Raw genomic sequence first — 22,931 nt, 5'->3', positions numbered from 1 at the left:
CATGGGCTGGCTCAACGCCGTCGTCCAGGGAATCCTGCTGGGCGGCCTGTACGCGCTGTTCGCCACCGGCCTGTCGCTGATGTTCGGCGTGATGCGCATCGTCAACCTGGCGCACGGCGACCTCGCCGTGGTCGCCTCGTTCCTGGCGCTGGCGCTGGTCGGCGGCACGGGGCTGCCGCTGTGGGTGGTGCTGGTGGTGACGGTGCCGCTGTTCGCGCTGCTCGGCTACCTGACGCAGCGGGTGCTGCTGCAGCGGAGCCTGGCGGCCGGGCCGCTGGCGACGCTGCTGGTCACGTTCGGCCTGTCGATCGTGCTGCAGAACGTGCTGCTGGAGATCTTCTCGGCCGACACGCGCACGCTCGACGGCGGCGCGTTCGCCACGGGCTCGTTCGAGCTGTCCGGCGCGATCTCGGTCGGCTACCTGTCGCTGACGACGTTCGTGCTGGCCGGGGCCGTGCTGATCGGCATCCAGCTGTTCCTGTCGCGTACCGGGCTGGGCCGGATGCTGCGCGCCTCGTCCGACGACGCGGAGACCGCCAGGCTCATGGGGGCCGACAGCCGGCACGTCTACGGCATCGCCACGGCCATCGCGTTCGCGACGGTCGCGCTGGCCGGGCTGATGTTCGCGATCCGCTCCTCGTTCGACCCGTCGATCGGCCCGTCCCGGCTGATCTTCGCGTTCGAGGCCGTGGTCATCGGCGGGCTCGGGTCGCTGTGGGGGACGCTGCTCGGCGGCATGGTGCTCGGCATCACGCAGTCGCTGAGCGCGCAGGCCGACCCGGCGCTGACCCTGCTCGCCGGCCATCTCGTCTTCCTCGCCGTGCTGGCCTTCCGGCCGCAGGGCCTGCTCGCTGGACGGACCGCATGACGCTCTCCGATTTCGTGACCGCCCGCGCGGCGGGCGGGCCGCACGTCAGCCGGGCCGCCCGCGCCTCCCGGCTGTCCGGCCTGGTCATGGCGGCCGGCGCGGCCCTGCTGGCGGCGCTGCCGTTCCTGGTGTTCAGCACGGTGACCGACACGCTGGTCAACCTGTTCGTGCTGGTCGCGCTGGCGAGCATGTGGAACCTGCTCGCGGGCTTCGGCGGGCTGGTGTCGGTGGGCCAGCAGGCCTACGTGGGCATCGGCGCCTACACGGTCATCGCGCTGGCCGACCTGGGCGTGCAGCCGTACCTGGCGGTCCCGCTGGCGGCGCTGACCTGCGCGGTGTTCGCGGTGCCGACGTCGTGGCTGGCGTTCCGGCTGCGCGGCGACTACTTCGCCGTCGGCACCTGGGTGATCGCCGAGGTCTACCGGCTCCTGGTGGTGCGGGTGGACAGCCTCGGCGGCGGCAGCGGCAAGGGACTGACCGGGCTGTCGGGGCTGGACCAGACGCTGCGCGGGGCGCTCACGTACTGGATCGCGCTGGCTCTGGCGCTGGCCACGATCGCGGGCTGCTACCTGCTGCTGCGCGGCCGGCTGGGACTGTCGCTGATGGCGGTGCGGGACGAGGAGACCGCCGCCGGTTCGGCGGGGATCGACGTGGGGCGGGCCAAGCGGCTGGTCTATCTCGTCTCGGCGGCCGGGTGCGGCGCGGCCGGCGGGGTGATCACGGTCAGCTCGCTCAGCGTCAACCCCGACGCGATCTTCAGTGTGCAGTGGTCCGCGTACATGATCTTCATCGTGGTGATCGGCGGGATCGGGTTCATCGAGGGCCCGCTGATCGGCGCGCTGGTGTTCTTCACGATGCAGCAGTTCCTCGCCGACTACGGTTCCTGGTATCTGGTCGTTCTGGGAGCGGTCGGGATCGCGGTGGCGCTCTGGCTGCCCGGCGGGCTGTGGGGGCTGGTGCGCTCCCGTACGGGGCTGAGCCTGTTCCCCGTCGGCTATCACGTGAGGAGGCCCGATGTCCGCGAGTGAGCCGTCGCCGGTCGAGCTGACCGAGCGCATGCTGGTGGCGATCGAGGCGACCGAGCCGCACCTGAACGCGTACGCCCTCGTCACGGCCGGGCAGGCCCGCGCCAGGGCCGCCGAGCTGGAGGCCGGGCCGGTGCGCGGGCCGCTGCACGGCCTGCCGATCGGGATCAAGGACCTGATCGACACAGCGGGCGTGCGGACCGCGTACGGCTCGCCGCGGTTCGCCGATCACGTGCCCGAGCGGGACGCGAGCGCGGTGCGCGCGCTGCGCGAGGCCGGCGCGGTGATCCTCGGCAAGCACGCCACGCACGAGCTGGCCTGGGGCGGGCGCACCGACAGCGCGTTCTTCGGGCCCACCCACAACCCCTACCGTCACGGGCACGTGCCGGGCGGGTCGTCGGGCGGGTCGGCGGCCTCGGTCGCCGCCGGGAGCAGCCTCGGCGCGCTCGGCTCGGACACGGCGGGCAGCGTGCGCATCCCGGCCGCGCTGAGCGGGTGCGTCGGGTTCAAGCCGGCCCGGGGGCGCGTCCCGCTCGACGGGGTGCTGCCGCTGGCGCCGTCGCTGGACCATCTCGGCGTGCTCGCCCCGACGGTCGACGGCGCGGCACGGCTGATGAGCGCTCTGGCCGCCCCGCTCGGGCCGGGCCCGTCCCGGCCGCCGCGGGTGGGCTGGCTGGGCGGCTACTTCGACGCGGTCCTGGAGCCGGGCGTGCGGGCGGCGCTCGCGGCCGCCCGGACGCGGCTGGAGGAGCACGGCGTGCCCGTCGAGGACGTCGCCGTGCCCGACGAGCCGCTGATGCCCGAGGCGGTGCTGGCCAGGATCGTGCGCGAGGCGGGCGCGTTCCACCGGCGGGCGTTCGAGCGGGAGCCCGCCCTGTTCGGGGCCGACGTGGCCGAGCTGATGCGGATGCCGCCGCCCGCGCCCGAGGAGACCGGACGGCAGGAGGCGGCCATACGCCGGATGACGGCCCGGCTGGAGCGGGCCCTGGACTCCTGCGACGTGCTGGTCAGCGCGACCGTGCCGATCACCGCGCCGCCGATCGGCGCGATGACCGCCGTGGTCGCCGGGCCGGCCGGGCCGGTCGAGTGGCCGATCGAGCTGCTGCTGACCCGGCTGACCTCGCCGTTCAACGCCGCCGGGCTGCCGGCCGTCTCGGTGCCGGTGGCGCTGGCCGGCGGACTGCCCGTCGGGCTGCAACTGGCGGGCGCGGCCGGGCGGGACGACCTGGTCCTCGACGCCGCCCGCCTGGTCGAGCGGCTGACCCCGCCCCTGCCCGCACCACCACACTCACACAGAAGGGAACGGCCGTGACACTGCTCGACGGCACCGACTGGCAAGGAAAGATCTTCAAGACCGGCGCGTGGACGCCGGGGAGCGGCGGCGACTACGCCGTCGTCGAGCCCGCCACCGGCGGCGAGCTCGGCCGCATGGGCCTGGCCTCCCCGGAGGACGTGGCCGAGGCCGCCCGCACCGCCGCCGAGGCGCAGCGGGAGTGGGCCGCCCTGCCGCACACCGCGCGGGCCGCCGTGCTGCGCAGGGCCGGTGACCTGTGGCAGCGGCACGCCGAGGAGATCAGCGGCTGGAACGTCCGCGAGGTGGGCGCGGTGCCCGGCATGGCCGGGTTCGCCCTGCACGTGGCGGCCGAGGAGTGCTACGAGGCGGCGTCGCTGCCCGGCCGCGCGATCGGCGAGGTGCTGCCTTCGGAGCAGCCGCGCCTGTCGATGGCCCGGCGCATGCCGGCCGGGGTGGTGGCGGTGATCTCGCCGTTCAACGTGCCGATCATCCTCGGCATCCGGTCCGTGGCCCCGGCGCTGGCGCTCGGCAACGCGGTCCTCCTCAAGCCCGACCCGCGTACCGCCGTCACCGGCGGCACGCTGATGGCGCGCGTGTTCGAGGAGGCCGGGCTGCCGCCGGGCGTGCTCCAGATGCTGCCCGGCGGCGCGGACGTGGGCGAGGCGCTGATCGCCGACCCGCACGTGCGCGTCATCTCCTTCACCGGCTCCACCCCGGTCGGCCGGCGCATCGGCGAGCTGGCCGGCCGCCATCTCAAGCGGGCCCACCTGGAGCTCGGCGGCAACTCCGCGCTGCTGGTGCTGGACGACGCCGACGTGGAGTCCGCGGTGAACCTGGCCGCCTGGGGCTCGTTCTTCCACCAGGGCCAGATCTGCATGACCACCGGCCGCCACCTGGTCGACGGCCGCCTCTACGACGAGTTCGTGGAGCGCCTGGCCGCCAAGGCGGGCGGGCTCACCGTCGGCGACCCGGCCACCGGCGAGGTCGCGCTCGGCCCGGTCATCGACGCCGGGCAGCGCGACAAGATCCACCGGCTGGTCACCGAGAGCGTCGGCCAGGGCGCCAGGCTCGCCTCCGGCGGCTCCTACGAGGACCTCTTCTACCGGCCGACGGTGCTGGCCGACGTGCCGCTGACCGCGCCGGCCTTCGCCGACGAGGTCTTCGGGCCGGTCGCGCCGGTCACCCGCGTCTCGTCGGCCGAGGAGGCCGCCGAGATCGCCGCGGCCAGCGAGTACGGCCTGTCGCTGGGCATCGTCACCCGCGACGCGATGCGCGGGCTGGCCGTGGCCGAGCGCATCCCGACCGGCATCGTGCACATCAACGACCAGACGGTGAACGACGAGGCCAACGCCCCCTTCGGCGGCGTGCGCGCGTCCGGCACCGGGTCGCGGTTCGGCGGGGCGGCGGCCAACATCGAGGCGTTCACCGAGACCCGGTGGATCACCATGCGGGGCGAGCCGCCGCGTTACCCCTTCTGAACCCCTTCTGGGGGAAAACCTGCGGCGTGTTCCCTGACACCCTGCGTGCCTGGTGCGTACTGTCGGCGGTGATTCTCCAGTTTCCGCTGGTCAGGGCATCTTTCTTTCGCGTATGGGGGGACTCGCGTGAGCGTGGCCGTGGTGATGCCCGCCTACCGGGAGGAAGCCAATCTGGCGGCGACCGTCGAGGACTTCCTCACGACGCTGGAGGAGGACGAGCACTGGGTGGTCGTCGTCGACGACGGCTCGCCCGACCGCACCGGCGAGGTCGCCGACCGGCTGGCGAGCCGCTTCCCCGGCCGGGTCAAGGTCGTGCACCACCAGGCCAACCTGGGCTACGGCGCGGCCGTGCGCACGGGCATCGCGCACGCGCTGGCGGAGACCGGGGCGCGGCGGATCTTCCTGACCGACTCCGACGGCCAGTTCCGCGCCCACGGCCTGCCGGAGCTGGTCGCGGACGCCGAGCGGGAGCGCGCCGACGTGGTGATCGGCTACCGGCTGCCGCGCGCCGACCCGCTGGGGCGCCGGCTGGCGGGCGGGGCCTGGACGTGGCTGAACCGGCTGCTGCTCGGGATCAGGGCCCGCGACGTGGACTGCGCCTACAAGCTGTTCGACCGGCGCGTGCTCGAACGCCTCGACCTGCGCGCCGACGCCGCGACGATCTCCCCCGAGCTGCTGGCCAAGGCCCGCGGCCTGGGCGCGCGGATCATCCAGCGGCCGGTGGAGCACTTCCCGAGGCTGCACGGCGAGCAGAGCGGCGGCCGGCTGCCGGTCGCGCTGCGGTCACTGCGCAGCCTGCTCTCGCTGTGGGCCGAGGTGTCGCCCGCGACCCCTGTGGGCCGGGCCGCGCACCGGCTGGTCCGGCCGCGCGACCCCGTCCTCGCCGTGCTCACCGTGCTGGCCGCCGTGCTGTCGATGGTCGCCTGGCAGCACTTCGGCGCGGCGCGGCTGGCGTACCCGGACGCGATCTCGCACCTGCTCATCTCCCGCCGGGTGATCAGCTCGCCCACGCCGGGCCTGGCGCAGCTCGGCGGCGTCTGGCTGCCGCTGCCGCACCTGCTGACGCTGCCGCTGGTGTGGATCGACGGCTGGTACCGGTCGGGCACGGCGGCGACCGTCGTCTCGATGATCGCGTACGTGCTGGCGACCCGTTACCTCTACCGGACGGCGCTGCTGCTCAGCGGCAGCCGGTGGGCCGGGGTCACGGCGGCGGCCGTCCTCGCGCTCTGCCCCGCCGTGCTGTATCTGCAGAGCACGCCCATGACCGAGCTGCCGCTGCTGGCGTGCCTGGCCGCGACGGTCTACCACCTCACGGCGTGGCGGCGTACCGAGGACTACCGGAGCCTGGCCGCGGCCGGGGCGGCGGCGCTGCTCGCGACCCTCACCCGCTACGAGGGGTGGGTGATCGCCGCCGTCGCGGCGCTGATCGTGGGCTGGACCGTGTGGCGGCGCTCGCCGCGCCCGCGCCGGCGCTCCCGCGCGGAGGCGCACGTGATCTTCTACGGCACGCTCGCGTTCGCCGGGATGGCGCTGTGGCTGCTGTGGAACGTGGTCATCTTCGGCGACCCGCTCTACTTCTACGCCGGCGAGTACGCCAAGCCGTCGCTGTGGGTGTCGCGCGACGAGCTGACCGTGGGCGACTGGGGGACGTCGCTGAGGACGTACGGCTACGCGGTGGTGGGCAACCTGGGTCCGGTGCTGCCCGTGCTGGCGCTGGCCGGGCTGGTGGCGCACGTGCTGCGGCGGCGCGATCCGGTGTGCCTGGCGCCGCTGCTGCTGGCGGTGTTCTTCGTCTACGCGCTCTACGCCGGGCAGCGTCCGCTGCACGTGGAGGAGATCGCCGGCGACCTGTACAACGTGCGCTTCGGCCTGATCGTGATCCTGCCGGTGGCGCTGCTCGCGGGCGGACTGGCCGCCGAGGCGGCGCGGGCCGGGCGGCCGGTCGCCGCGCTGGCCGGCGCGGTCGCCGTGCTGGTGTGCCCGCTGGCCACCGGCGAGCTGGACGTGCGGCGCGAGGCCGAGGCGTTCCGGTCGGGCGAGGCGGTCCGGTCCGGGCTGCGGGCCGCGGCCTGGCTCCGATCCCACTACGACGGCGGCAGGGTGCTGATGCAGTCGTTCGGCAACGAGGTGCTGACCTTCCACTCCCGGGTGCCCACCGGGTCCATCCTGTACGAGGGCAGCTTCCGGCAGTGGCGGGCGGCGCTGGACGACCCGGCGGGCAGCGGCGTGCGGTGGATCCACATGCGCCGCACGCCGGGCGACCGCGACCGGGTGTGGAAGGCGCTGAACGGCGCCCCGGCTCTGCGCGGCTACACGCCGGTCTACGACGACGGCGACCGCGTCGTCTACCGGGCGGGGGCGGCCCGGTGAGCGCGCACGTCACGCTGAGCCGCGGGCAGCGGATCACCGCCGGGGCGGGCGCGCTCGTGCTGGCCGGGGCGATGGCGCTGACCGGGGTGGTGACGGTGCTGGCCGCCTGCATGGTCACCGTCACCCTGCTGTACGCGGCGGGCGTCGGCTACAAGCTGTGGCTGATCTTCCAGGCGCGGGGCGGCGACGTGCTGCGCTTCGCCGAGCTGCCCGGGGACGACGACCTGCCGCCCTACACGGTGCTCGTGCCGCTGCACCGCGAGGGCCGCGTCGTGCCCGCGCTGCTGCGGCGGCTGGCCGCGCTCGACTACCCGGCCGACCGGCTGCAGGTCCTGCTCCTGGTCGAGGAGGACGACGAGGACACCGCCGCCGCGCTGCCCGGCGAGCTGCCCCCGGGCTTCGAGCTCGTGCTGATCCCGGCGGGCGAGCCCAGGACGAAGCCGAAGGCGTGCAACGTCGGCCTGGAGCGGGCCCGCGGCGAGTTCTGCGTGATCTACGACGCCGAGGACAGGCCCGAGCCGTCGCAGCTGCGCAAGGCGGTCGCCGCGTTCGCCGGGGCGCCCCGCTGGGTGGTGTGCGTCCAGGCCGAGCTGCACTACTGGAACCCGTGGACCAACTGGCTCACCCGGTGCTTCACCGCCGAGTACGCGCTGAACTTCAGCCTCTTCCTGCGCGGGCTCGACCGCTACCGGATGCCGATCCCGCTCGGCGGCACCTCCAACCACTTCCGCGCGGACGCCCTGCGCGAGCTGGGGGCGTGGGACCCGTACAACGTCACGGAGGACGCCGACCTGGGCATCCGGATCGCGCGGCGCGGGTGGAGCGTGCGCATGATGGACTCGGTCACCGAGGAGGAGGCCAACAGCCGGCTGGGCAACTGGGTGCGGCAGCGCAGCCGGTGGATCAAGGGCTACATGCAGACGTGGCTCGTCCACATGCGCTCGCCTCGGCGGCTGTGGCGGGAGCTGGGGGCGCGCGGGTTCTGGAGCTTCCAGTTCACGGTCGGGTTCTCGGTGCTGTGCACGCTGCTCAACCCGGTGCTGTGGGCGCTCACGGCGCTCTATCTGGTGGCGGGGCCCAGCGCGGTCGAGGCGCTGTTCCCGGGGGTGGCGCTCTATCTGGGCACGATGGTCATGGTGGCCGGCAACCTGCTGCTGATGCTCGCACACATGGCGGGCTGCCTGGAACGCTCGGTGCACGAGGCGGTCCGCACGATGCTGCTGGTGCCGCTCTACTGGGCGCTGATGAGCGTGGCGGCGTTCCGGGCGCTGGTGCAGCTCGCGCGGCCGAGCCGCCGCTTCCACTGGGAGCTGACCGAGCACGGGCTGGTGCCCGACTCCCCCGGCGTCACGTGACGGCGGGGGCGCGAATCACGCGCCCCCGCCCCACGGTCAGGAGTCGGCGACCGGCACCAGGCGGAAGGTCTGGTTCTCGCCGCCGTGGCAGCGGTGGTGCTGGACGACCGTGTAGTGGTCGTGGGAGTGGCCGAAGACGTCGATGCACTCCTTGTTGTACGCCGAGCGCCACATGACCGGCCTGCCGGACAGCGCGCCCGGCCGGTCGGCGTTCCACAGCGCGCGCGGGTTGACGTGCCCGAACCGGCCGCAGACGTCCTGGACGAGGCGGGCGTGCCGCTCGCGGGGAATCGCGGCGCACAGGCCGGAGTGGCGGTTCACCAGGAGCCAGGCGTGGTCCCAGCGGACGACGCGCCACTGCTGCGTGGACAGGCCGCGCACGGGCACCTGGATCATCCCGAGCGGGCGCGGGCCGTGGGTCTGGGCGGTGATCGCCTGGCGGCTGTGCTCGGCGACGATGTAGAAGACGTCCCCGCGGTCGGTGCCGGGCCGCGACAGCGTGTCCGCCGCGGCGGCGGGCATGGCGGCGGGTATGGCGGCCGAGACCGCGAGCAGGGCGCCCAGGAGCGCTCCGGCGCTCCTGGTGACGAAATTGGTGTTTTTCGCCATTTTCAAGGATTCCTCCGGGAAATTGGGTTGACCGGACGAGAAAAGCTCGTCTCCGCCGAAGAAACACTTTCACCCGCCACACAAGCCGCCCCCCAGCCTGGGGTATTCCACTTGCCAAAAACGCCATGACGCCTTTCCCTGACAGAAAAGGGAAAGGAAGAACGGCTCAATCGGCGTCGGCGAGCGGCAGCCGCAACACGAAAGCCGCACCCGCCTCCGAGTCCCCGACCTTCAGCGAACCCTGGTGCGCCTCGGCGATGGCACGGGAGATGGCCAGGCCGAGACCGCTGCCCTTCGGGTCGCGCCGATGCGCCTCGGCCAGCCGGACGAAGGGCTGGAACACCCGCTCCCGGTCCGCCTCCGCGATGCCGTCGCCGTCGTCGAGCACCGTGACGACCGCCTGGCCGTCCACCCGGGCGAGGCTGACCTCCACACCCGACCGGGCGTGACGCTGCCCGTTCGCCATCAGGTTGACCAGCACCTCGCAGATCTGGACGGTGTTCCCGCGCACCCGGACGCCCTCCGCGCCCTCCTCGACCCGGACCCGGACCGGCACCCCCGAGCGCCGCGCCGCCGCCTCCCCGCGCACCAGCTCGGCCAGGTCCACCCGCTCCGCGCCGTGCGGGGCGGCCCGGACCCGGGCCAGCATCAGCATCTCGTCGATGATCGACTGGCAGCGGTCGGCGGTGCCGAGCGCGTCGCGGATGGCCTGGTGCGGGTCCACCTCCCGATACAGCAGCGCCTCCTCCAGCTGCGTCCGTATCCCGGTCAGCGGCGTGCGCAGCTCGTGCGACACCATCGAGCAGAAGTTGCGCTGCTGCTCGACCGCCGCCTGGAGCCGGGCCAGCGTCACGTTCGCGGTACGCGCCAGCCGGGCGAACTCGTCACTGCCGTGCGGCTCCGGGATGCGCAGGCTCAGGTCCGTCACGGTCACCTCGGCCAGCCGGCGCCGCATCGCCTCCACCGGCCGCAGCGCCAGGCCGGTCAGGACCCAGGCCACCCCCACCATCAGGGCGCTCGCCGCCAGGACGCCCGCGCCCAGGAACAGCTCCAGCCGGTGCGTGGCGAGGATCTCCGGCTGCATCCGCCCGGCGTAGACCACGTGCGACTCGCCGCCCCACAGCACCTGCTCCTCCTGGGGCGACGGCCGGGTGGCGGTGAACATGACGCACCCGGCCGGCGAGCACTCGGTCCGGTGCTCGATCCGGTCCTCCGACCGCGGCCAGAACGCGCTGAGCGGCGGACGCCCGGCGGCCGCCCGGCTGGCCGACACCACGTTCCCGGACGAGTCGACGAGCTGCATCAGGTCGACGTCCGAGGCGGTGACCGGCGGCGACGGCCGCCTCGTGGTCATCGACCCGATCCAGTCGGTCGCCGCCCGCTCGGTCTCCTCGAAGACGCCGCGCTCGATGGCGGCGCGGATCGCCACGTCGGCGAGCACGCCGATCGCGCTCAGCACGACCAGGGAGAACACGCCGGCGGCCAGCGCCAGCGTCGCCTGCACGGACAACCTGCCGGCGGGCGCGGCCCTCACGCCCGCCGCCGCCCACGCGCCGCCGGATACACCCGGTGAACGTTCCTCGCCTTCACCGTGGAATAACCCAGCATTCGGTCAAGGCGCCGCCGCCCCTCCATTTGATCCTCTTTCCGGCATATGCTCCGTTTCGCCGGGCGAATACATCGGCGTACGCCCGGTGGGAAAGGGTGACGACGTCAATGGACATGGACACAATGGACCTGGACACGACCTTCCTGGAGGACGCGGACCGGCTCCTCATCCGCTACGGAGCCGCCTTCACCCCGCGCCTCATCGAACGGGCCTCCGGCTCGTACGTCTACGACCGCGAGGGCACGCCCATCCTCGACTTCACCTCCGGGCAGATGAGCGCCATCCTCGGCCACGCGCACCCGGACATCGTCGCGACCGTCTCGGCGGCGGTCGCCTCCCTGGACCACCTCTACAGCGGCATGCTCAGCGCCCCCGTCCTCGACCTGGCCGCCAGGCTCACCGCCACCCTGCCGCCCGAGCTCGGCAAGATGCTGCTGCTCACCACGGGGGCCGAGGCCAACGAGGCGGCGATCAAGATGGCCAAGCTCGCCACCGGCGGCTACGAGATCGTCTCCTTCGACCGCTCCTGGCACGGCATGACCCAGGGGGCCGCCGCCGCGACCTACTCGGCCGGGCGGCGCGGCTACGGCCCGCCCACGCCGGGCAACCTCGCCCTGCCCGCCCCCAACGCCTACCGGTCGCCGTTCCGCTCCCCCGACGGCTCCTACGACTGGGAGGCCGAGCTCGCCTACGGCTTCGCCCTGGTCGACCGGCAGTCCTCCGGCAGCCTCGCCGCCTGCCTCGTCGAGCCCGTCCTGTCCTCGGGCGGGATCATCGACCTGCCTCCCGGCTACCTGCGCCGCCTCAAGGACCTGTGCGAGGAGCGCGGCATGCTGCTCGTCCTCGACGAGGCGCAGACCGGCCTCGGCCGCACCGGGACGATGTACGCCTTCGACCGCGACGGCGTCACGCCCGACATCCTCACGCTGTCGAAGACCCTCGGGGCCGGGCTGCCGGTGGCGGCCGTCGTCACCACCACGGAGATCGAGCGGGTCTGCCACGAGCGCGGGTTCCTCTTCTACACCACGCACGTCTCCGACCCGCTGGCCGCCTCGGTCGCGCTGACCGTGCTCGACGTGATCGGGCGCGAGCGCCTCGTCGAGCGGGCCGCCCGGCTCGGCGACCAGCTCACCGAGCGGCTGCTCGCACTGCGCGACGCCTACGAGGTCGTCGGCGACGTCCGGGGCCGCGGCCTGCTCCAGGGCGTCGAGCTGGTCCGTGACAAGTCGTCCAAGGCCCCCGCCGACGCGCTCGGCGCCGCCGTCACCCGCGCCTGCCTCGAACGCGGGCTGCACATGAACATCGTCCAGCTGCCCGGGATGGGAGGCATCTTCCGCATCGCCCCGCCCCTCACGATCGGCGAGGACGACCTGCACACGGGCGTCGACATCCTCGAAGCCGCCCTCAAGGCCACGACCGGCTGAGTCCCCCGGCCGAACGGCTTCCGCCCGGCCGGGAACGTCCGGCGTGCCGGGCTGGCCCGGGCGCCTTCTCGGGTGGCACCCTGCGGAGAAGCGCCCCGTACCGTCGAGGCCGTGCTCGTCGCGGCGCTGGGAGAGTGACATGCTGCTCGTCGTCGCGCTGGGCGGCAACGCCCTGCTGGAACGGGGCGAACGCCCGGACGCCGCGGTGCAGCGGCGGCACGTGCGGGCAGCGGCCCGCGCGCTCGCCCCGCTGGGCGCCGAGCACACGCTGGTGCTCTGCCACGGCAACGGGCCGCAGATCGGCATGCTGGCCGTCGAGAGCGCGAACGACCCGGACCTGGCCCACCCGTTCCCGCTCGACACGCTCGGCGCCCAGACGCAGGGCATGATCGGCTACTGGCTGGCGCAGGAGCTGGCCAACGCGGGCCTGCCCGGCCCGGTGGTCACGATCGTCACGCAGACGGAGGTGGGCGCGGACGATCCGGCGTTCGCCGCGCCCACGAAGTTCGTCGGCCAGAGCTACCCGGAGGCCGAGGCGCGCAGGCTGGCCGTGGAGCACGGGTGGACCGTGGCCCGGCAGGGCGAGGGCGGGGCGTGGCGGCGGGTCGTCGCGTCCCCGGCGCCGCGCCGCGTCGTCGAGCTGCCGACCATCCGGCGTCTCGTGGCCGCCGGCACGTCGGTGATCTGCGGCGGCGGAGGCGGGGTGCCCGTGCTGCCCCGGCCCGGCGGGCGGCTGGAGGGCGCGCAGGCCGTCGTGGACAAGGACCTCACGGCGGCGCTGCTGGCGATCGAGCTGGGGGCCGACCGGCTCGTGGTGCTCACCGACGTCGACGCGGTCCGGCGCGACTTCGGCACCCCGCGGGAGCGGCCGCTGTCGTCGGTGGACGTGAGCGAGCTGCGCGCGATGCGGTTCCCGGCCGGGTCGATGGGGCCGAAGGCGGAGGCGTGCGTACGGTTCGTCACCGCGACCGGGCGGCCCGCGGCCATCGGCGCGCTGCGGGACGCGGCGGCGGTGCTCGCCGGGCAGGCCGGGACCACGATCACAGCCTCGCCCGGCGCTTGCGGGCCGGCGGTCACGACGTCGCACGGCGTCGGCGAGCCGGGCGGCTGACCGCCTCGCGCGATCCTGAGGCTCAGCGCTCCTCCTGAGGCTCAGCCCTGCTCCTCCAGGTGCTGCGCTACGACGCCGATCAGCCGCCGGGCGCGGGAGGCGAGGGCGGCCAGGTCGCCGTCCGCGCAGGCGTCGCCGAGCAGCGGCGCGCCCATGCCGACGGCGCGGGCGCCCGCGCGCAGGTAGGCGGGCACGTCCTCGATCCGGACGCCGCCGGTCGGCACGAGCGGCACCTCCGGCAGCGGCGCGAGCACGTCCCTGACGTAGCCGGGGCCGCCCGCCGCGCTCGCGGGGAACACCTTGACCAGGGCCGCCCCGCCCCGCCACGCCTGGAGGATCTCCGTCGGCGTGAACGCGCCCGGCACGACGGGGACGCCGAGCCTGCGTCCCTCCTCGATCACCTCGGGCAGGACCGCCGGGGTGATCAGGTAGCCCGCTCCGGCGTCGACGGCCTCCCGGGCGGCCTCGGCCGTCAGCACGGTGCCCGCGCCCACCGCGACCCCCTCGGTCCCGCCCCGGGCGGCCCACCGGATCGCCTCCAGCGCGCCGGGCGTCGTCATCGTGACCTCGGCCGCCCGTATGCCGCCGCCGGCCAGCGTCGCCAGCACGGCGGCCAGGCGGCGCGAGGCGGCGGCCCGGACGACGGCGATCACCGGGACGGCGGCCAGCGCCTCCTCCAGCCCGGTCACGCGGCGCCCCCGGAAGCCGCGGCCCCGGTCATCGCGGCGCGTCCACGGCCGTGAGGTGGAGCAGCGCGGAGCGGTCCGGGAACAGGGGCGGCACCGCGATGCCGGAGGCGGCCAGCGCCGAGCCGGGCAGCACGGCGCCGCCGGACGTCCAGGCGGGGGCGGCCCCGTGGGAGTCGACGGGGACCAGGGGCCGGATGCGGTAGAGGGTGCCGGGGTCGAGGCCGGGCAGGCGGAGGAGGCCGGGCGGCCAGGTGGCGGGGCGGTCGAGCAGCGCGATCTCGAAGAGGGCCGCGCGCCCGTCGGGGGCGACGACGCCGTGCGCCTCCACGCCGTCGGGCACGTCGTCGAGCCGGACCATGACGCCGCCGTGGAGCAGCTCGCGGTGCTCCTTGTGCAGGGCGATCCACCCGGCGAGCTCGGCGAGCTCGGCGTCGGTGAGCGCGGTGAGGTCCCATTCGACGCCGTAGTGGCCGAAGAACGCGGTGGCGGCGCGGAAGGCGAGGTCGTGGCGGCGGCCGGTGGTGTGGGAGCGGCCGGCGCCGATGTGGCTGCCGATGAGCTCGGGCGGCAGGAGCTGGGCGGTCCAGCGCATGATCTGGCGGCGTTCGGCCGGGTCGATGCAGTCGCTGGCCCACACGCGGTCGGTGCGTTCGAGGATGCCGAGGTCGACGCGGGCGCCGCCGGAGGAGCAGGACTCGATCTCCAGCCGGGGGTGGGCGGCGCGGATCTCGTCGAGCAGCCGGTAGACGGCGTGGGTCTGGGCGTGCACGGCGGCGCGGCCCTGCCGGTGGGGCGACCCCGCGTCGACGAGGTCGCGGTTGTGGTCCCACTTGACGAAGTCGAGCTCGTACTCGCCGACGAGGGCGAGCAGCCGTTCCTTGATGTGGGCGTACGCGGCGGGGTTGGTGAGGTCGAGCACCTGCTGGTGGCGGGCGGTGGGCGGCAGGCGGTCACCGGTCCGCAGGATCCAGTCCGGGTGGGCGCGGGCGAGCTCGGAGTCCGGGTTGATCATCTCGGGCTCGAACCAGAGGCCGAACTGCATGCCGAGCTCCCTGACCCGCTTGACGAGCGGGTGCAGCCCGTCGGGCCAGACGGCCGGGTCGACGTGCCAGTCGCCGAGGCCGGCGCGGTCGTGGCGGCGGCCGAGGAACCAGCCGTCGTCGAGCACGAACCGCTCCACGCCGACCCTGGCGGCACGGGCGGCCAGGTCGAGCAGCCGGTCCAGGTCGTGGTCGAAGTAGACGGCCTCCCACGTGTTGAGCACCACGGGCCGGGGCGAGGCCGGGTGGGCGGGGCGGGCGCGCAGGTGGTCGTGGAAGCGGCGGGCCGCCTCGTCCAGGCCGCGCCCGTACGTGGCGTGGATCCAGGGCGTCCGGTACGTGTCGCCGGGGGCGAGGACGATCTCGCCGGGCAGCAGCAGCTCGCCGCCGCCGATCAGGGTGCGGCCGGTGGCGGTGCGCTCGGCGTAGTGGCGGTGGCCGCCGCTGAAGCCGACGTGCAGCCCCCACGCCTCGCCGCGCCGGAAGCCGAGGTCGGCGGTGCCGGCGAACAGGACGGTGGCGGCGTCGGCGCCGGTGCGTCCGCGCCGGTTCTCCCGCAGGTGGGCGCCGACGGTGAGCGGGCGGCGTTGCGGGACGCGTTCCTTGGACCAGCGTCCCGCCTGGTCGAGCACGTCGGTGGCGTGCCCGGGGACCGGGAGGGCCAGGTTGAGCGCGTCGAGCGTGTAGGGCAGGTCGTGCTCGTTGCGCAGCTCGGCGCGGGCGCGCAGCAGCCCGTACGGGTCGAGCTCGGCGGTGAGGGCGAGGGCGAGGCGGGCGTGCGGGTCGGCGGCGGTGACGGTGAGGCGCCGCCCGGCCGTCTCGCAGGTGACGGCGGTGAACGCGGGCGACCAGTTCTCGCCCTGGTGGTGGCCGGACAGGCCGGGCAGGCCGGCCCAGCCGGTGCGCGCCTCGGGGACGAGCGCCGTGCGGATCGGCGCGTCGGAGGTCTGGTCGGGGCGCGGCCTCAGCTCGGCGGCCAGGTGCTCCAGGGCGTCGTCGGCGAGCGGGCCGAGGTCGGGCCCCCAGTGCAGGATCGCGGGCAGGGCGTCGGGAGGGCATTCGAGGACCACGGACACGCCGGCGGCCCTGAAGTGGTGGAGGTGCATGGGGCGCTTTCTGCTGGACGGTGCCTGCTGGACGTGCGGAGATCGTACGTCAGCGGCGCGGCCCGGCGACCCCGATGGCCCGCCTCACGGTGAACGGGTCCGGCAGCATGTCGAGCATCGCCCTGGCCAGGTCGCCGCGCGTCATGGAGCCGGGCACGTTGGCGTCCACGGCGCTGCGGTAGCGGCCGGTGGCGGGCTTGCCGGTCAGCCGGGGAGGCCGCAGCACGGTCCAGTCGGCGGTGCTCGCGGCCAGGGTCCGCTCCATGCGCTCGAGGTCGGCGTACACGGTGCCGAAGACGGCGCGGACGGCGGGCATGCCGAGCCTGCGCCACAGCAGCGACTCCCCCGCGCCCGTGCGCAGCACCGGCTGGGCGCTGAGGGCGAGCACGCGGCGGACGCCGGTGGCGTCCATGGCCGTCAGGATGGCGGCGATGCCGGCCGAGCACACCCGCGAGGTGTCGTTGCGGCTGTTGGGCCCGAGCGCGGACAGGACCGCGTCGCTGCCGGTCAGGAGGGGTTCGAGGGTGCGCGGGGCGAAGACGTCGGCGGTGGCGATCTCCAGCGCGGGGTGGGAGAGCGGCAGCCTGGCCGGGTCGCGGACGGCGGCGACGACCTCGTGGCCCGCGGCCAGGGCGCGCTGGACGACGGCTCTGCCGGTGCCGCCGGTGGCGCCGAAGACGGTGATCCTCACGCCGACGATGCTAGCCAACCGATTCATCGGCCGGTGAAATGCGCTGCGGCGAACCGGGGGTTGACAGTCGTTCCGCGCTCTTCGCTATCTTGTACATATGAACACCTCTTCAGATGAAGGCATCTTGATGGTGGACGGGTGCGCCGTCAAGGTCGTCGACGCCGACCGGGTGAGCGCCGTGCGGGAGCGGATGCCGGCCGCCGAGGACGTGACCGACACCGCCGACGTCTTCGGCCTGCTGGCCGACCCCAACCGGCTGCGGCTGCTGGTCGCGCTCCTGGACGGCGAGCTGTGCGTGTGCGACCTGGCGGCGGTGACCGGCCAGAGCGAGTCGGCCGTCTCCCACGCGCTGCGGCTGCTGCGCGCGCACCGCATCGTGGCGGCACGCCGTTCCGGCCGGATGGCGTACTACCGTCTGGAGGACCCGCACGTGCGGATGCTGCTCGACGTGGCGCTCGCGCACACCGAGCACACCGAGGCCATCCACCCCGAGCGCGACGGGAGGTCGTGATGGGCTCCGGCCACGGGCACGGGCACGCGGCGGGCCGCCACCGCTGGCGGCTGGCCGTCTCGTTCGTGCTGATCGGCGTCTTCTTCGTCGTCGAGCTCGTCTTCGGCCTGCTGTCGGGCTCGCTGTCGCTGCTGTCGGACGCCGGGCACATGGCCGCCGACGTGGTCACGCTCGGCGCGGCGCTGGTCGCCACCCGCATCGCCACCCGTCCCGACACGACCGGCCGGCGCAGCTACGGCTCCTACCGGGCCGAGGTGTTCGCCTCGCTGCTGGCCGTCGTCATGATGCTGGGCGTCGCGCTCTACGTGGTGATCGAGGCCATCGGGCGCATCGGCGAGCGGGCCGAGGTGTCGTCCGGGCCAATGATGATCGTCGGTGCGATCGGCCTGCTGGTCAACCTGGTGGCGCTGTTCCTGCTGCGCTCCGGCGCGGGCGAGAGCCTCAACGTGCGCGGCGCGTACCTGGAGGTGGTCGCCGACACGGCCGGCTCGGTCGGCGTGATCGTCGCGGGCTGGCTGGTGTCGGCCACCGGCCAGCCGTTCTGGGACACGTTCGTCGCCCTGGCCATCGGCCTGTTCGTCGCCGTGCGCGCCGTCTCCCTGGGCCGCCAGGTCTTCGCCGTGCTCGGCCAGCACGTGCCCGAGGGCGTCGACCCCGACGCCGTGGCCGCCGACCTGTCCGCCATCGAGGGCGTACGGGACGTGCACGACCTGCACCTGTGGACGCTCACCTCGGGCATGAACGTGGCCACCGCCCACCTGGTCACCGCCGAGCCGGCCGACCACCACGCCGTCCTGGACCAGGCGCGCGACGTGCTCAGCCGGCGTCACCACATCGCCCACGCGACCCTCCAGGTCGAGCCCGCCGACCACCGGGGCTGCGACGAGGTCGGCTGGTGAACATGCGCAACCTTTGGTTGCGCGATCCGGGCCGTACGCGCTAGCCTTACACGCAACCAAAGGTTGCACGTAAGGTCTGGAGAGTTCAGCATGGAGTACGGCAGCATCGAACGCGAGATCCACGTCGACGCCACCCCCGAGGTCGTCTTCGAGGTCGTCAGCCGCCCCGAGCACATCTCCCGCTGGTGGAGCGACGACGCCTCGATCGAGCCCGTCCCCGGCGCGACCGGCGAGCTGATCTGGGGCGACCGCGAGCAGGTCGCCCCCATCACCGTGGTGACCGCCGAGCCGCCCCGGCTGTTCGCCTTCCGCTGGTGCGAGACCGGATCGGCCTCGCTGCTCGTCACCTTCGAGCTCACCCCGGCGGGCGCGGGCACGCGGATCCGGCTCACCGAGACCGGCTTCCGCGAGCTGGGCTGGGAGGCCGCCAAGCTGGCGGAGTGCCACCGCGACCACAGCCAGGGCTGGGACACGTTCGTGCCCCGGCTCGGCGAGTACGTCACGCGCCTGGTGGCCACACCGTGACGGCGGCCGTCGACGACGAGCTGTGGTCGGCCGTCGGCGACCCGACCCGGCGGCGCATCCTCGACCTGCTCCTGGCCGACGGCCACGGCACCGCCACCAGCCTCAGCGAGCGGCTGCCCGTGACCCGCCAGGCGATCACCAAGCACCTCGGCACGCTGGACCGAGCCGGGCTGGTGCACGCCTCACCCGCCGGGCGGGAGAGGAAGTATCGGGTGGACGAGGCGCAACTGGCCCGAGCCGTCGCCCAGCTCTCCTCCGTCGGCGCGGCATGGGACGCCAGGCTCCGGCGCGTCAAGCGCATCGCCGAGGAGATCCAGCGCACCGCGGACCGTACGGAGGGATCATGACCGATCAGGGCACGACCATCACCCTGGAGCTGCCCCGGCCGCCCGCCGAGGTGTTCGCCGCCGTCCTCGACGTGCGCGGCTGGTGGTCGAGGAACGTCACCGGCGCCACCGCCGCCGAGGGCGACGAGTTCGGCTACGAGGTGCCCGGCGTCCACCGGTGCCGCATCCGGCTCACCGAGGTCGTCCCCGGCCGGCGCGTGGTCTGGCGCGTCCTCGACAACGCCTTCTCCTTCACCGAGGACCAGGCGGAGTGGACCGGGACCGAGATCCGCTTCGAGATCTCCGGCCCCGGCGACGGCCCGGCCGAGCTGCGCTTCACCCATGTCGGGCTGCTGCCGGAGTTCGAGTGTTACGAGGTCTGCCACCGGAGCTGGGGCTTCTACGTGGGCCACAGCCTGCGCGAGCTCGTCACCACCGGCGTGGGGCGGCCCAACGAGGTGACCGACGGCGCCGACGTGCTCGGCCCCCGGATCGACGCCGCCCTGCTGGGCTCGCCCGCCGTCACCTGAGCCGATCGGCGGCGACGGCGGCGCTGACCGTGACGCCGCCGGACTGCGACACCGCCACCTTCAGCGTGCCGCCCGCTTCGGCGAACGCGGCACGCATCCGAGCCTCGGGCAGCGGCGTCCCGTCCGCCGCGCCGCTCGCCTCGAAGCTGACCGTCAGGCGCAGCCCGGACGCCGACAGCGTGACGGCCAGCGACACCACGGGGACCGGGTCGTGCGCCTCGGCGGCGGACAGCACCGGGCGGACGACCGACAGCACCGCCTGGCTCGCGCGCGGCGGCACGGCCCCGGCCGGCAGCGCCCACACCTCGGCCGCCGAGCCGGTACGGTCCGTCCACAGGGCGAGCTCGGCCTGGATTTCCCCAGCCAGGCCCTGCCCTTTCGCGCGCACGTTCATGCCCACCGCGCATTCCCCCGACGATCAATGGCAACTTTTTCTCGCGCAACCTATCAATCACCGGGCTGTGACCATAAGTCCATAAATGCGTCACATATCGCTCATTTTCCGCCAGGTCAGGGGTGTGGTCGGAGATGGCAATGTCCTTCCCAGAAGGTCGCCGTACGCCGCGTGGCGCGCTGACCGGCTTTGCCCGGGTATGCCATCGTGACTCGTCCCAGCAGCCGCCCCCCGGGAGGCCGTCGCTCGGCCGTCCCAGGCCCTGACCGGCGCGCCGCGCGCCACGCTCGTGGCCGGGCCCGGTTCGGCGGATCACGATCCCACACCCGCGGCGCGCTCGCGCCCGACCACGAGGAAGGCTGGCCAGCGTAAGCATGACCGGCAGGCGACACACCCCGACCGACCTCACCACCCCCGACGCGGCCACCGGGGCGGCCCCCAGCGTGGCCACCGACGCGGCCACCGAGGCGGCCACCGGCGCGGTCGCCGGGGCGCGTACGGGCGCGGCCGTCCGCGCGGATGCCGTCCCGGATCCGGACGCGCCCGGGAAGTGGCGGGGGCGGGTGAGCGTCGTGCAGGTGGCCGGGGGCGCGATGGCCGCGCTCACGGCGGCGGTGGCGGCCTCGTGGCTCGGGGTGGCGGGCACCGTGATCGGCGCGGCGGTGATGAGCGTGGCCACCACGGTCGGCACCGAGCTGTACACCCACTACCTGCGCCGCACCCGCGCCAAGGTCAGGCAGCACACCGTCACCGGCAGGCGGCACCGCCCGTCGGACCAGGCCGGCCCCTCCCGCCCGGCCCATGTCTCGGACCAGGCGCGGGCGGGGCGGGGGCGGGTGGGGTGGCTCCGGCTGGGCGGGGCGGCGGCGCTGGTGTTCACGCTCAGCTTCGGCGGCATCCTGATCTACCAGGCGATCGCCGGGCAGACGGTGTCCGAGCAGCTCAAGGGCGCGACGGAAGGCAAGGCCGAGCCCGCCGGCCGGGACGCCGCCAAGGACCGCCGCACCGAACCCGCCCTGCGCCACTCCCGCCCGTTCCCGGTCTCGCCGACGCCGCCGGGCACCCCGTCGCCCACGCCGTCCGCGACCGGCCCGCTGGCCACGCCGTCGGCGTCCGCGACCGTGACCGCCACCGCGCCCTCCCCCACGGACGCGCGCACCGATCAGCCGGCCGCGCCGCCCGCCCAGGAGCCCACGGACCGGCCCGCCACGCCGCCGCCGACCGGCGCCGAGCCCACCGAGCCGCCGCCGCCCGCCCCCTCACCGTCCGCCCCGCTGTCCGGCCTCCTCCCCTTCCCGTGAACGACCGCGATTCCGTGAGCGACCGCCCTTCCGTTAACGACCGCGCGGATCTCGTACGTACGCGAAAACACCCCGCACGAGCAGGGGCCCCGGCTGCCAAGGCGGGGTAGGGACCTGGGGTGGCCGCCCCACGCCGACGCGGATCTACGACCAAGGAGAGGCGATGGCCGACTTCGCCGAACGGTACGGAATCCCCGAACAGCACTTCTGGCTGCACGGCCCGCGCTCGGGCCCGCCCGTCGAGTTCGACCCCGCCTCGGGGATGTGGAACGTCTACGGCTACCCGGAGCTGCACGAGGTTCTCGGCGACCCCGCGACCTTCTCCTCCGACACCATGCGGGTGGTGCCGAAGGGCCTGGTGCCCGAGGTCGAGGAGTTCTCGCTCGACGGCTTCATCACGCAGATCGACCCGCCGGCGCACGGCAAGCTGCGCAGGCTGGTCAGCAGCGCCTTCACCCGCAAGATCGTCGCGGATCTGGAGCCGCGCATCGCCGCCCTCACCCACGAGCTGCTGGACGCGGCCCGCGAGCGCGGCCGGCTGGAGCTGGTGACCGACCTGGCCTACCCGCTGCCGGTCATCGTCATCGCCGAGCTGCTCGGGGTGCCCGCCACCGACCGGGCGCTGTTCAAGCGGTGGGCCGACGCGCTGTTCCAGCGTGACACCAAGATCTCGCTCACCGAGCCCGACGAGAGGCAGCTCGCGCAACGGCAGGAGTCGCTGCGCCCGTGGAAGGAGATGTCGGACTACCTCGCCGGTCACGCGGCCGAGCGCCGGGCCCGGCCGCGCGGCGACCTGCTGAGCCTGCTGGTGGAGGCTGAGGTCGACGGCGAGCGCCTGCCCGACACCCAGGTGGTGAACTTCGCGATCGTCCTGCTGCTGGCCGGGCACGTCACCACGACGATGCTGCTCGGCAACACGGTGCTCTGCCTGGACGCGTTCCCGGAGCAGCAGGATCGGGCGCGGGCCGACCGGTCGACGATCCCGGCCGTGATCGAGGAGTCGCTGCGTTACCTCACGCCGTTCGCCGCGCTCGGCCGTGCCACGACCCGGGAGGTGGAGCTGGGCGGCGTGAAGATCCCGGCCGACCAGCTCGTCATGGCGTGGCTGGGGTCGGCCAACCGGGACCCGAGGCAGTTCCCCGATCCGGACATGTTCGACCCGGGCCGCGACCCGAACCCGCATCTGGCGTTCGGCCGGGGCATCCACTTCTGCCTGGGCGCGCCGCTGGCCAGGCTGGAGGGGCGGGTCGCGCTGAACATCCTGCTCGACCGCCTCCCGTCCCTGCGCACCGACCCGGACGACCCGCCGGAGCTGATGCCGGCCCCGACCATGACAGGCGTACGCCGTCTCGCCCTGGCCTGACCTCCAGCGCGAGCGGGGGCGCGCGTCAGCCTGTCGCGGGCGCCGGTTCCACGTTCGGGAAGGAGCCGTCGCCGAAGAGGATGCGGGCCGCCAGGGCGCGCCCGGCGCGTCCGCGCAGGGCGGTCACGGCGGCCTCCGCGGCGGCGGGCGACCGGATGCCGGCGAAGGCGCGGCGCAGCATCAGCCGGGTCCGGTACCGGGCGCGCAGCGCGGCGCCGTCGTACCGCTCCAGCTCGCGCCGGTCGCCGGTGCGCAGGTAGGCGGCGGTGACGGAGGCGGCCAGGGCCGCCATCCGCAGGCACGGGTCCAGCCCGCCCGCCGTCAGCGGCGACACCGCGCCGGCCGCGTCGCCGACGAGCAGCCCGGCGGGGCACGCGAGCCGGCGCAGCACGCCGCCGACCGGGATCGGGCCG

At 74.4% G+C, this 22,931-nt stretch carries 21 protein-coding genes and 1 pseudogene; 15 read left to right on the top strand and 7 right to left on the bottom strand.

The features are described 5' to 3' along the window. The first annotated feature begins 1 nt into the window (after window position 1). From AB0G11_RS35030 to AB0G11_RS35005, 6 genes are all read left to right on the top strand, one after another. On the top strand, window positions 2–868 hold the full coding sequence (locus tag AB0G11_RS35030; protein WP_219516550.1) for a branched-chain amino acid ABC transporter permease: 867 nt from the start codon (window positions 2–4) through the stop codon (window positions 866–868). Next, entirely contained in the window at window positions 865–1,896 is a 1,032-nt protein-coding gene (locus AB0G11_RS35025) for a branched-chain amino acid ABC transporter permease (RefSeq protein ID WP_219516566.1), read from the top strand. Before AB0G11_RS35030 ends, AB0G11_RS35025 begins: the two co-directional genes overlap by 4 nt. Continuing rightward, window positions 1,883–3,205: an amidase gene (locus AB0G11_RS35020; protein WP_357590999.1), complete on the top strand. Its 1,323-nt coding sequence runs from the start codon at window positions 1,883–1,885 to the stop codon at window positions 3,203–3,205. The genes AB0G11_RS35025 and AB0G11_RS35020 overlap by 14 nt, the downstream gene beginning before the upstream one ends. After that, window positions 3,202–4,665, top strand: coding sequence for a benzaldehyde dehydrogenase (locus AB0G11_RS35015; protein WP_219516583.1), 1,464 nt, complete (start codon window positions 3,202–3,204; stop codon window positions 4,663–4,665). The genes AB0G11_RS35020 and AB0G11_RS35015 overlap by 4 nt, the downstream gene beginning before the upstream one ends. Window positions 4,666–4,791: 126 nt before the next feature. Beyond that, window positions 4,792–7,035: a glycosyltransferase gene (locus tag AB0G11_RS35010; protein ID WP_357590997.1), complete on the top strand. Its 2,244-nt coding sequence runs from the start codon at window positions 4,792–4,794 to the stop codon at window positions 7,033–7,035. Continuing rightward, window positions 7,032–8,390: a glycosyltransferase gene (locus AB0G11_RS35005; RefSeq protein ID WP_357590995.1), complete on the top strand. Its 1,359-nt coding sequence runs from the start codon at window positions 7,032–7,034 to the stop codon at window positions 8,388–8,390. The genes AB0G11_RS35010 and AB0G11_RS35005 overlap by 4 nt, the downstream gene beginning before the upstream one ends. Window positions 8,391–8,426: 36 nt before the next feature. Here the strand turns inward: AB0G11_RS35005 and AB0G11_RS35000 are convergent, their stop codons facing one another. Both AB0G11_RS35000 and AB0G11_RS34995 read right to left on the bottom strand, forming a co-directional pair. After that, complete coding sequence (locus AB0G11_RS35000; RefSeq protein WP_219516601.1) at window positions 8,427–8,999, bottom strand: hypothetical protein; 573 nt, start codon at window positions 8,997–8,999, stop codon at window positions 8,427–8,429. A gap of 166 nt (window positions 9,000–9,165) precedes the next feature. After that, window positions 9,166–10,503, bottom strand: coding sequence for a HAMP domain-containing sensor histidine kinase (locus AB0G11_RS34995; RefSeq protein ID WP_357590993.1), 1,338 nt, complete (start codon window positions 10,501–10,503; stop codon window positions 9,166–9,168). 212 nt (window positions 10,504–10,715) lie between these two features. Between AB0G11_RS34995 and AB0G11_RS34990 the strand changes: the two genes are divergently transcribed. Both AB0G11_RS34990 and AB0G11_RS34985 read left to right on the top strand, forming a co-directional pair. After that, window positions 10,716–12,032, top strand: a complete 1,317-nt coding sequence (locus AB0G11_RS34990; protein ID WP_357590991.1) for an aspartate aminotransferase family protein — start codon at window positions 10,716–10,718, stop codon at window positions 12,030–12,032. Window positions 12,033–12,171: 139 nt separating this feature from the next. Beyond that, window positions 12,172–13,143 (top strand): carbamate kinase, encoded by a 972-nt coding sequence (locus AB0G11_RS34985; protein ID WP_357590989.1) that lies wholly within the window; start codon window positions 12,172–12,174, stop codon window positions 13,141–13,143. 41 nt (window positions 13,144–13,184) lie between these two features. Here the strand turns inward: AB0G11_RS34985 and eda are convergent, their stop codons facing one another. Genes eda through AB0G11_RS34970 form a run of 3 tightly spaced genes read right to left on the bottom strand, consistent with a single transcriptional unit; the run spans window position 13,185 to window position 16,669 of the window. Continuing rightward, on the bottom strand, window positions 13,185–13,832 hold the full coding sequence (eda, locus tag AB0G11_RS34980) for a bifunctional 4-hydroxy-2-oxoglutarate aldolase/2-dehydro-3-deoxy-phosphogluconate aldolase (protein WP_357590987.1): 648 nt from the start codon (window positions 13,830–13,832) through the stop codon (window positions 13,185–13,187). 28 nt (window positions 13,833–13,860) lie between these two features. Beyond that, window positions 13,861–15,978, bottom strand: coding sequence for an alpha-galactosidase (locus AB0G11_RS34975; RefSeq protein ID WP_357590985.1), 2,118 nt, complete (start codon window positions 15,976–15,978; stop codon window positions 13,861–13,863). Between the two features lie 49 nt (window positions 15,979–16,027). Then, window positions 16,028–16,669, bottom strand: coding sequence for an NAD(P)H-binding protein (locus tag AB0G11_RS34970; protein WP_357590983.1), 642 nt, complete (start codon window positions 16,667–16,669; stop codon window positions 16,028–16,030). A 97-nt stretch (window positions 16,670–16,766) separates the two neighbouring features. On the opposite strand from AB0G11_RS34970, the gene AB0G11_RS34965 reads away from it, so the two are divergent. The 5 genes from AB0G11_RS34965 (at window position 16,767) to AB0G11_RS34945 (ending at window position 19,460) form a co-directional block, all read left to right on the top strand. Next, entirely contained in the window at window positions 16,767–17,180 is a 414-nt protein-coding gene (locus AB0G11_RS34965; RefSeq protein ID WP_219516661.1) for a metalloregulator ArsR/SmtB family transcription factor, read from the top strand. Beyond that, window positions 17,180–18,079, top strand: coding sequence for a cation diffusion facilitator family transporter (locus tag AB0G11_RS34960; protein ID WP_219516663.1), 900 nt, complete (start codon window positions 17,180–17,182; stop codon window positions 18,077–18,079). Before AB0G11_RS34965 ends, AB0G11_RS34960 begins: the two co-directional genes overlap by 1 nt. Window positions 18,080–18,169: 90 nt before the next feature. Then, complete coding sequence (locus AB0G11_RS34955; protein ID WP_219516673.1) at window positions 18,170–18,604, top strand: SRPBCC domain-containing protein; 435 nt, start codon at window positions 18,170–18,172, stop codon at window positions 18,602–18,604. Then, entirely contained in the window at window positions 18,601–18,951 is a 351-nt protein-coding gene (locus tag AB0G11_RS34950; protein ID WP_357590981.1) for a metalloregulator ArsR/SmtB family transcription factor, read from the top strand. The genes AB0G11_RS34955 and AB0G11_RS34950 overlap by 4 nt, the downstream gene beginning before the upstream one ends. Next, complete coding sequence (locus tag AB0G11_RS34945) at window positions 18,948–19,460, top strand: SRPBCC domain-containing protein (RefSeq protein ID WP_357590979.1); 513 nt, start codon at window positions 18,948–18,950, stop codon at window positions 19,458–19,460. The genes AB0G11_RS34950 and AB0G11_RS34945 overlap by 4 nt, the downstream gene beginning before the upstream one ends. On the opposite strand, the gene AB0G11_RS34940 is transcribed toward AB0G11_RS34945, so the two are convergent. Further along, window positions 19,453–19,854, bottom strand: coding sequence for a hypothetical protein (locus AB0G11_RS34940; RefSeq protein ID WP_357590977.1), 402 nt, complete (start codon window positions 19,852–19,854; stop codon window positions 19,453–19,455). The genes AB0G11_RS34945 and AB0G11_RS34940 overlap by 8 nt on opposite strands. Window positions 19,855–20,228: 374 nt before the next feature. Here AB0G11_RS34940 and AB0G11_RS34935 point away from each other — a divergent pair, with 374 nt between their 5' ends. Both AB0G11_RS34935 and AB0G11_RS34930 read left to right on the top strand, forming a co-directional pair. Beyond that, a complete protein-coding gene (locus AB0G11_RS34935) occupies window positions 20,229–21,155 on the top strand; it encodes a hypothetical protein (RefSeq protein ID WP_357590975.1) in 927 nt (308 codons plus the stop codon). 163 nt (window positions 21,156–21,318) lie between these two features. Continuing rightward, window positions 21,319–22,518, top strand: a complete 1,200-nt coding sequence (locus tag AB0G11_RS34930; RefSeq protein ID WP_357590973.1) for a cytochrome P450 — start codon at window positions 21,319–21,321, stop codon at window positions 22,516–22,518. A 25-nt stretch (window positions 22,519–22,543) separates the two neighbouring features. Here the strand turns inward: AB0G11_RS34930 and AB0G11_RS34925 are convergent. Continuing rightward, window positions 22,544–22,931, bottom strand: a pseudogene (locus AB0G11_RS34925) (FAD-binding monooxygenase); the annotation flags it as partial.

It is taken from the genome of Nonomuraea sp. NPDC023979, assembly GCF_040639085.1.
Lineage (GTDB): Bacteria > Actinomycetota > Actinomycetes > Streptosporangiales > Streptosporangiaceae > Nonomuraea > Nonomuraea ceibae.
This window is presented reverse-complemented; position numbering and strand designations above follow the sequence as displayed.

Bases quoted from the DNA above. Each gene is read 5' to 3' on its own strand.
- AB0G11_RS35025 (WP_219516566.1), top strand. From the start codon at position 865: ATGACGCTCTCCGATTTCGTGACCGCCCGCGCGGCGGGCGGGCCGCAC.
- AB0G11_RS34945 (WP_357590979.1), top strand. From the start codon at position 18,948: ATGACCGATCAGGGCACGACCATCACCCTGGAGCTGCCCCGGCCGCCC.
- AB0G11_RS34965 (WP_219516661.1), top strand. From the start codon at position 16,767: ATGAACACCTCTTCAGATGAAGGCATCTTGATGGTGGACGGGTGCGCC.
- AB0G11_RS34955 (WP_219516673.1), top strand. From the start codon at position 18,170: ATGGAGTACGGCAGCATCGAACGCGAGATCCACGTCGACGCCACCCCC.
- AB0G11_RS34975 (WP_357590985.1), bottom strand. From the start codon at position 15,978: ATGCACCTCCACCACTTCAGGGCCGCCGGCGTGTCCGTGGTCCTCGAA.
- AB0G11_RS35030 (WP_219516550.1), top strand. From the start codon at position 2: ATGGGCTGGCTCAACGCCGTCGTCCAGGGAATCCTGCTGGGCGGCCTG.
- AB0G11_RS35000 (WP_219516601.1), bottom strand. From the start codon at position 8,999: ATGGCGAAAAACACCAATTTCGTCACCAGGAGCGCCGGAGCGCTCCTG.
- AB0G11_RS34985 (WP_357590989.1), top strand. From the start codon at position 12,172: ATGCTGCTCGTCGTCGCGCTGGGCGGCAACGCCCTGCTGGAACGGGGC.
- AB0G11_RS34990 (WP_357590991.1), top strand. From the start codon at position 10,716: ATGGACATGGACACAATGGACCTGGACACGACCTTCCTGGAGGACGCG.
- AB0G11_RS35020 (WP_357590999.1), top strand. From the start codon at position 1,883: ATGTCCGCGAGTGAGCCGTCGCCGGTCGAGCTGACCGAGCGCATGCTG.
- AB0G11_RS34940 (WP_357590977.1), bottom strand. From the start codon at position 19,854: ATGAACGTGCGCGCGAAAGGGCAGGGCCTGGCTGGGGAAATCCAGGCC.
- AB0G11_RS34930 (WP_357590973.1), top strand. From the start codon at position 21,319: ATGGCCGACTTCGCCGAACGGTACGGAATCCCCGAACAGCACTTCTGG.
- AB0G11_RS34935 (WP_357590975.1), top strand. From the start codon at position 20,229: ATGACCGGCAGGCGACACACCCCGACCGACCTCACCACCCCCGACGCG.
- AB0G11_RS34960 (WP_219516663.1), top strand. From the start codon at position 17,180: ATGGGCTCCGGCCACGGGCACGGGCACGCGGCGGGCCGCCACCGCTGG.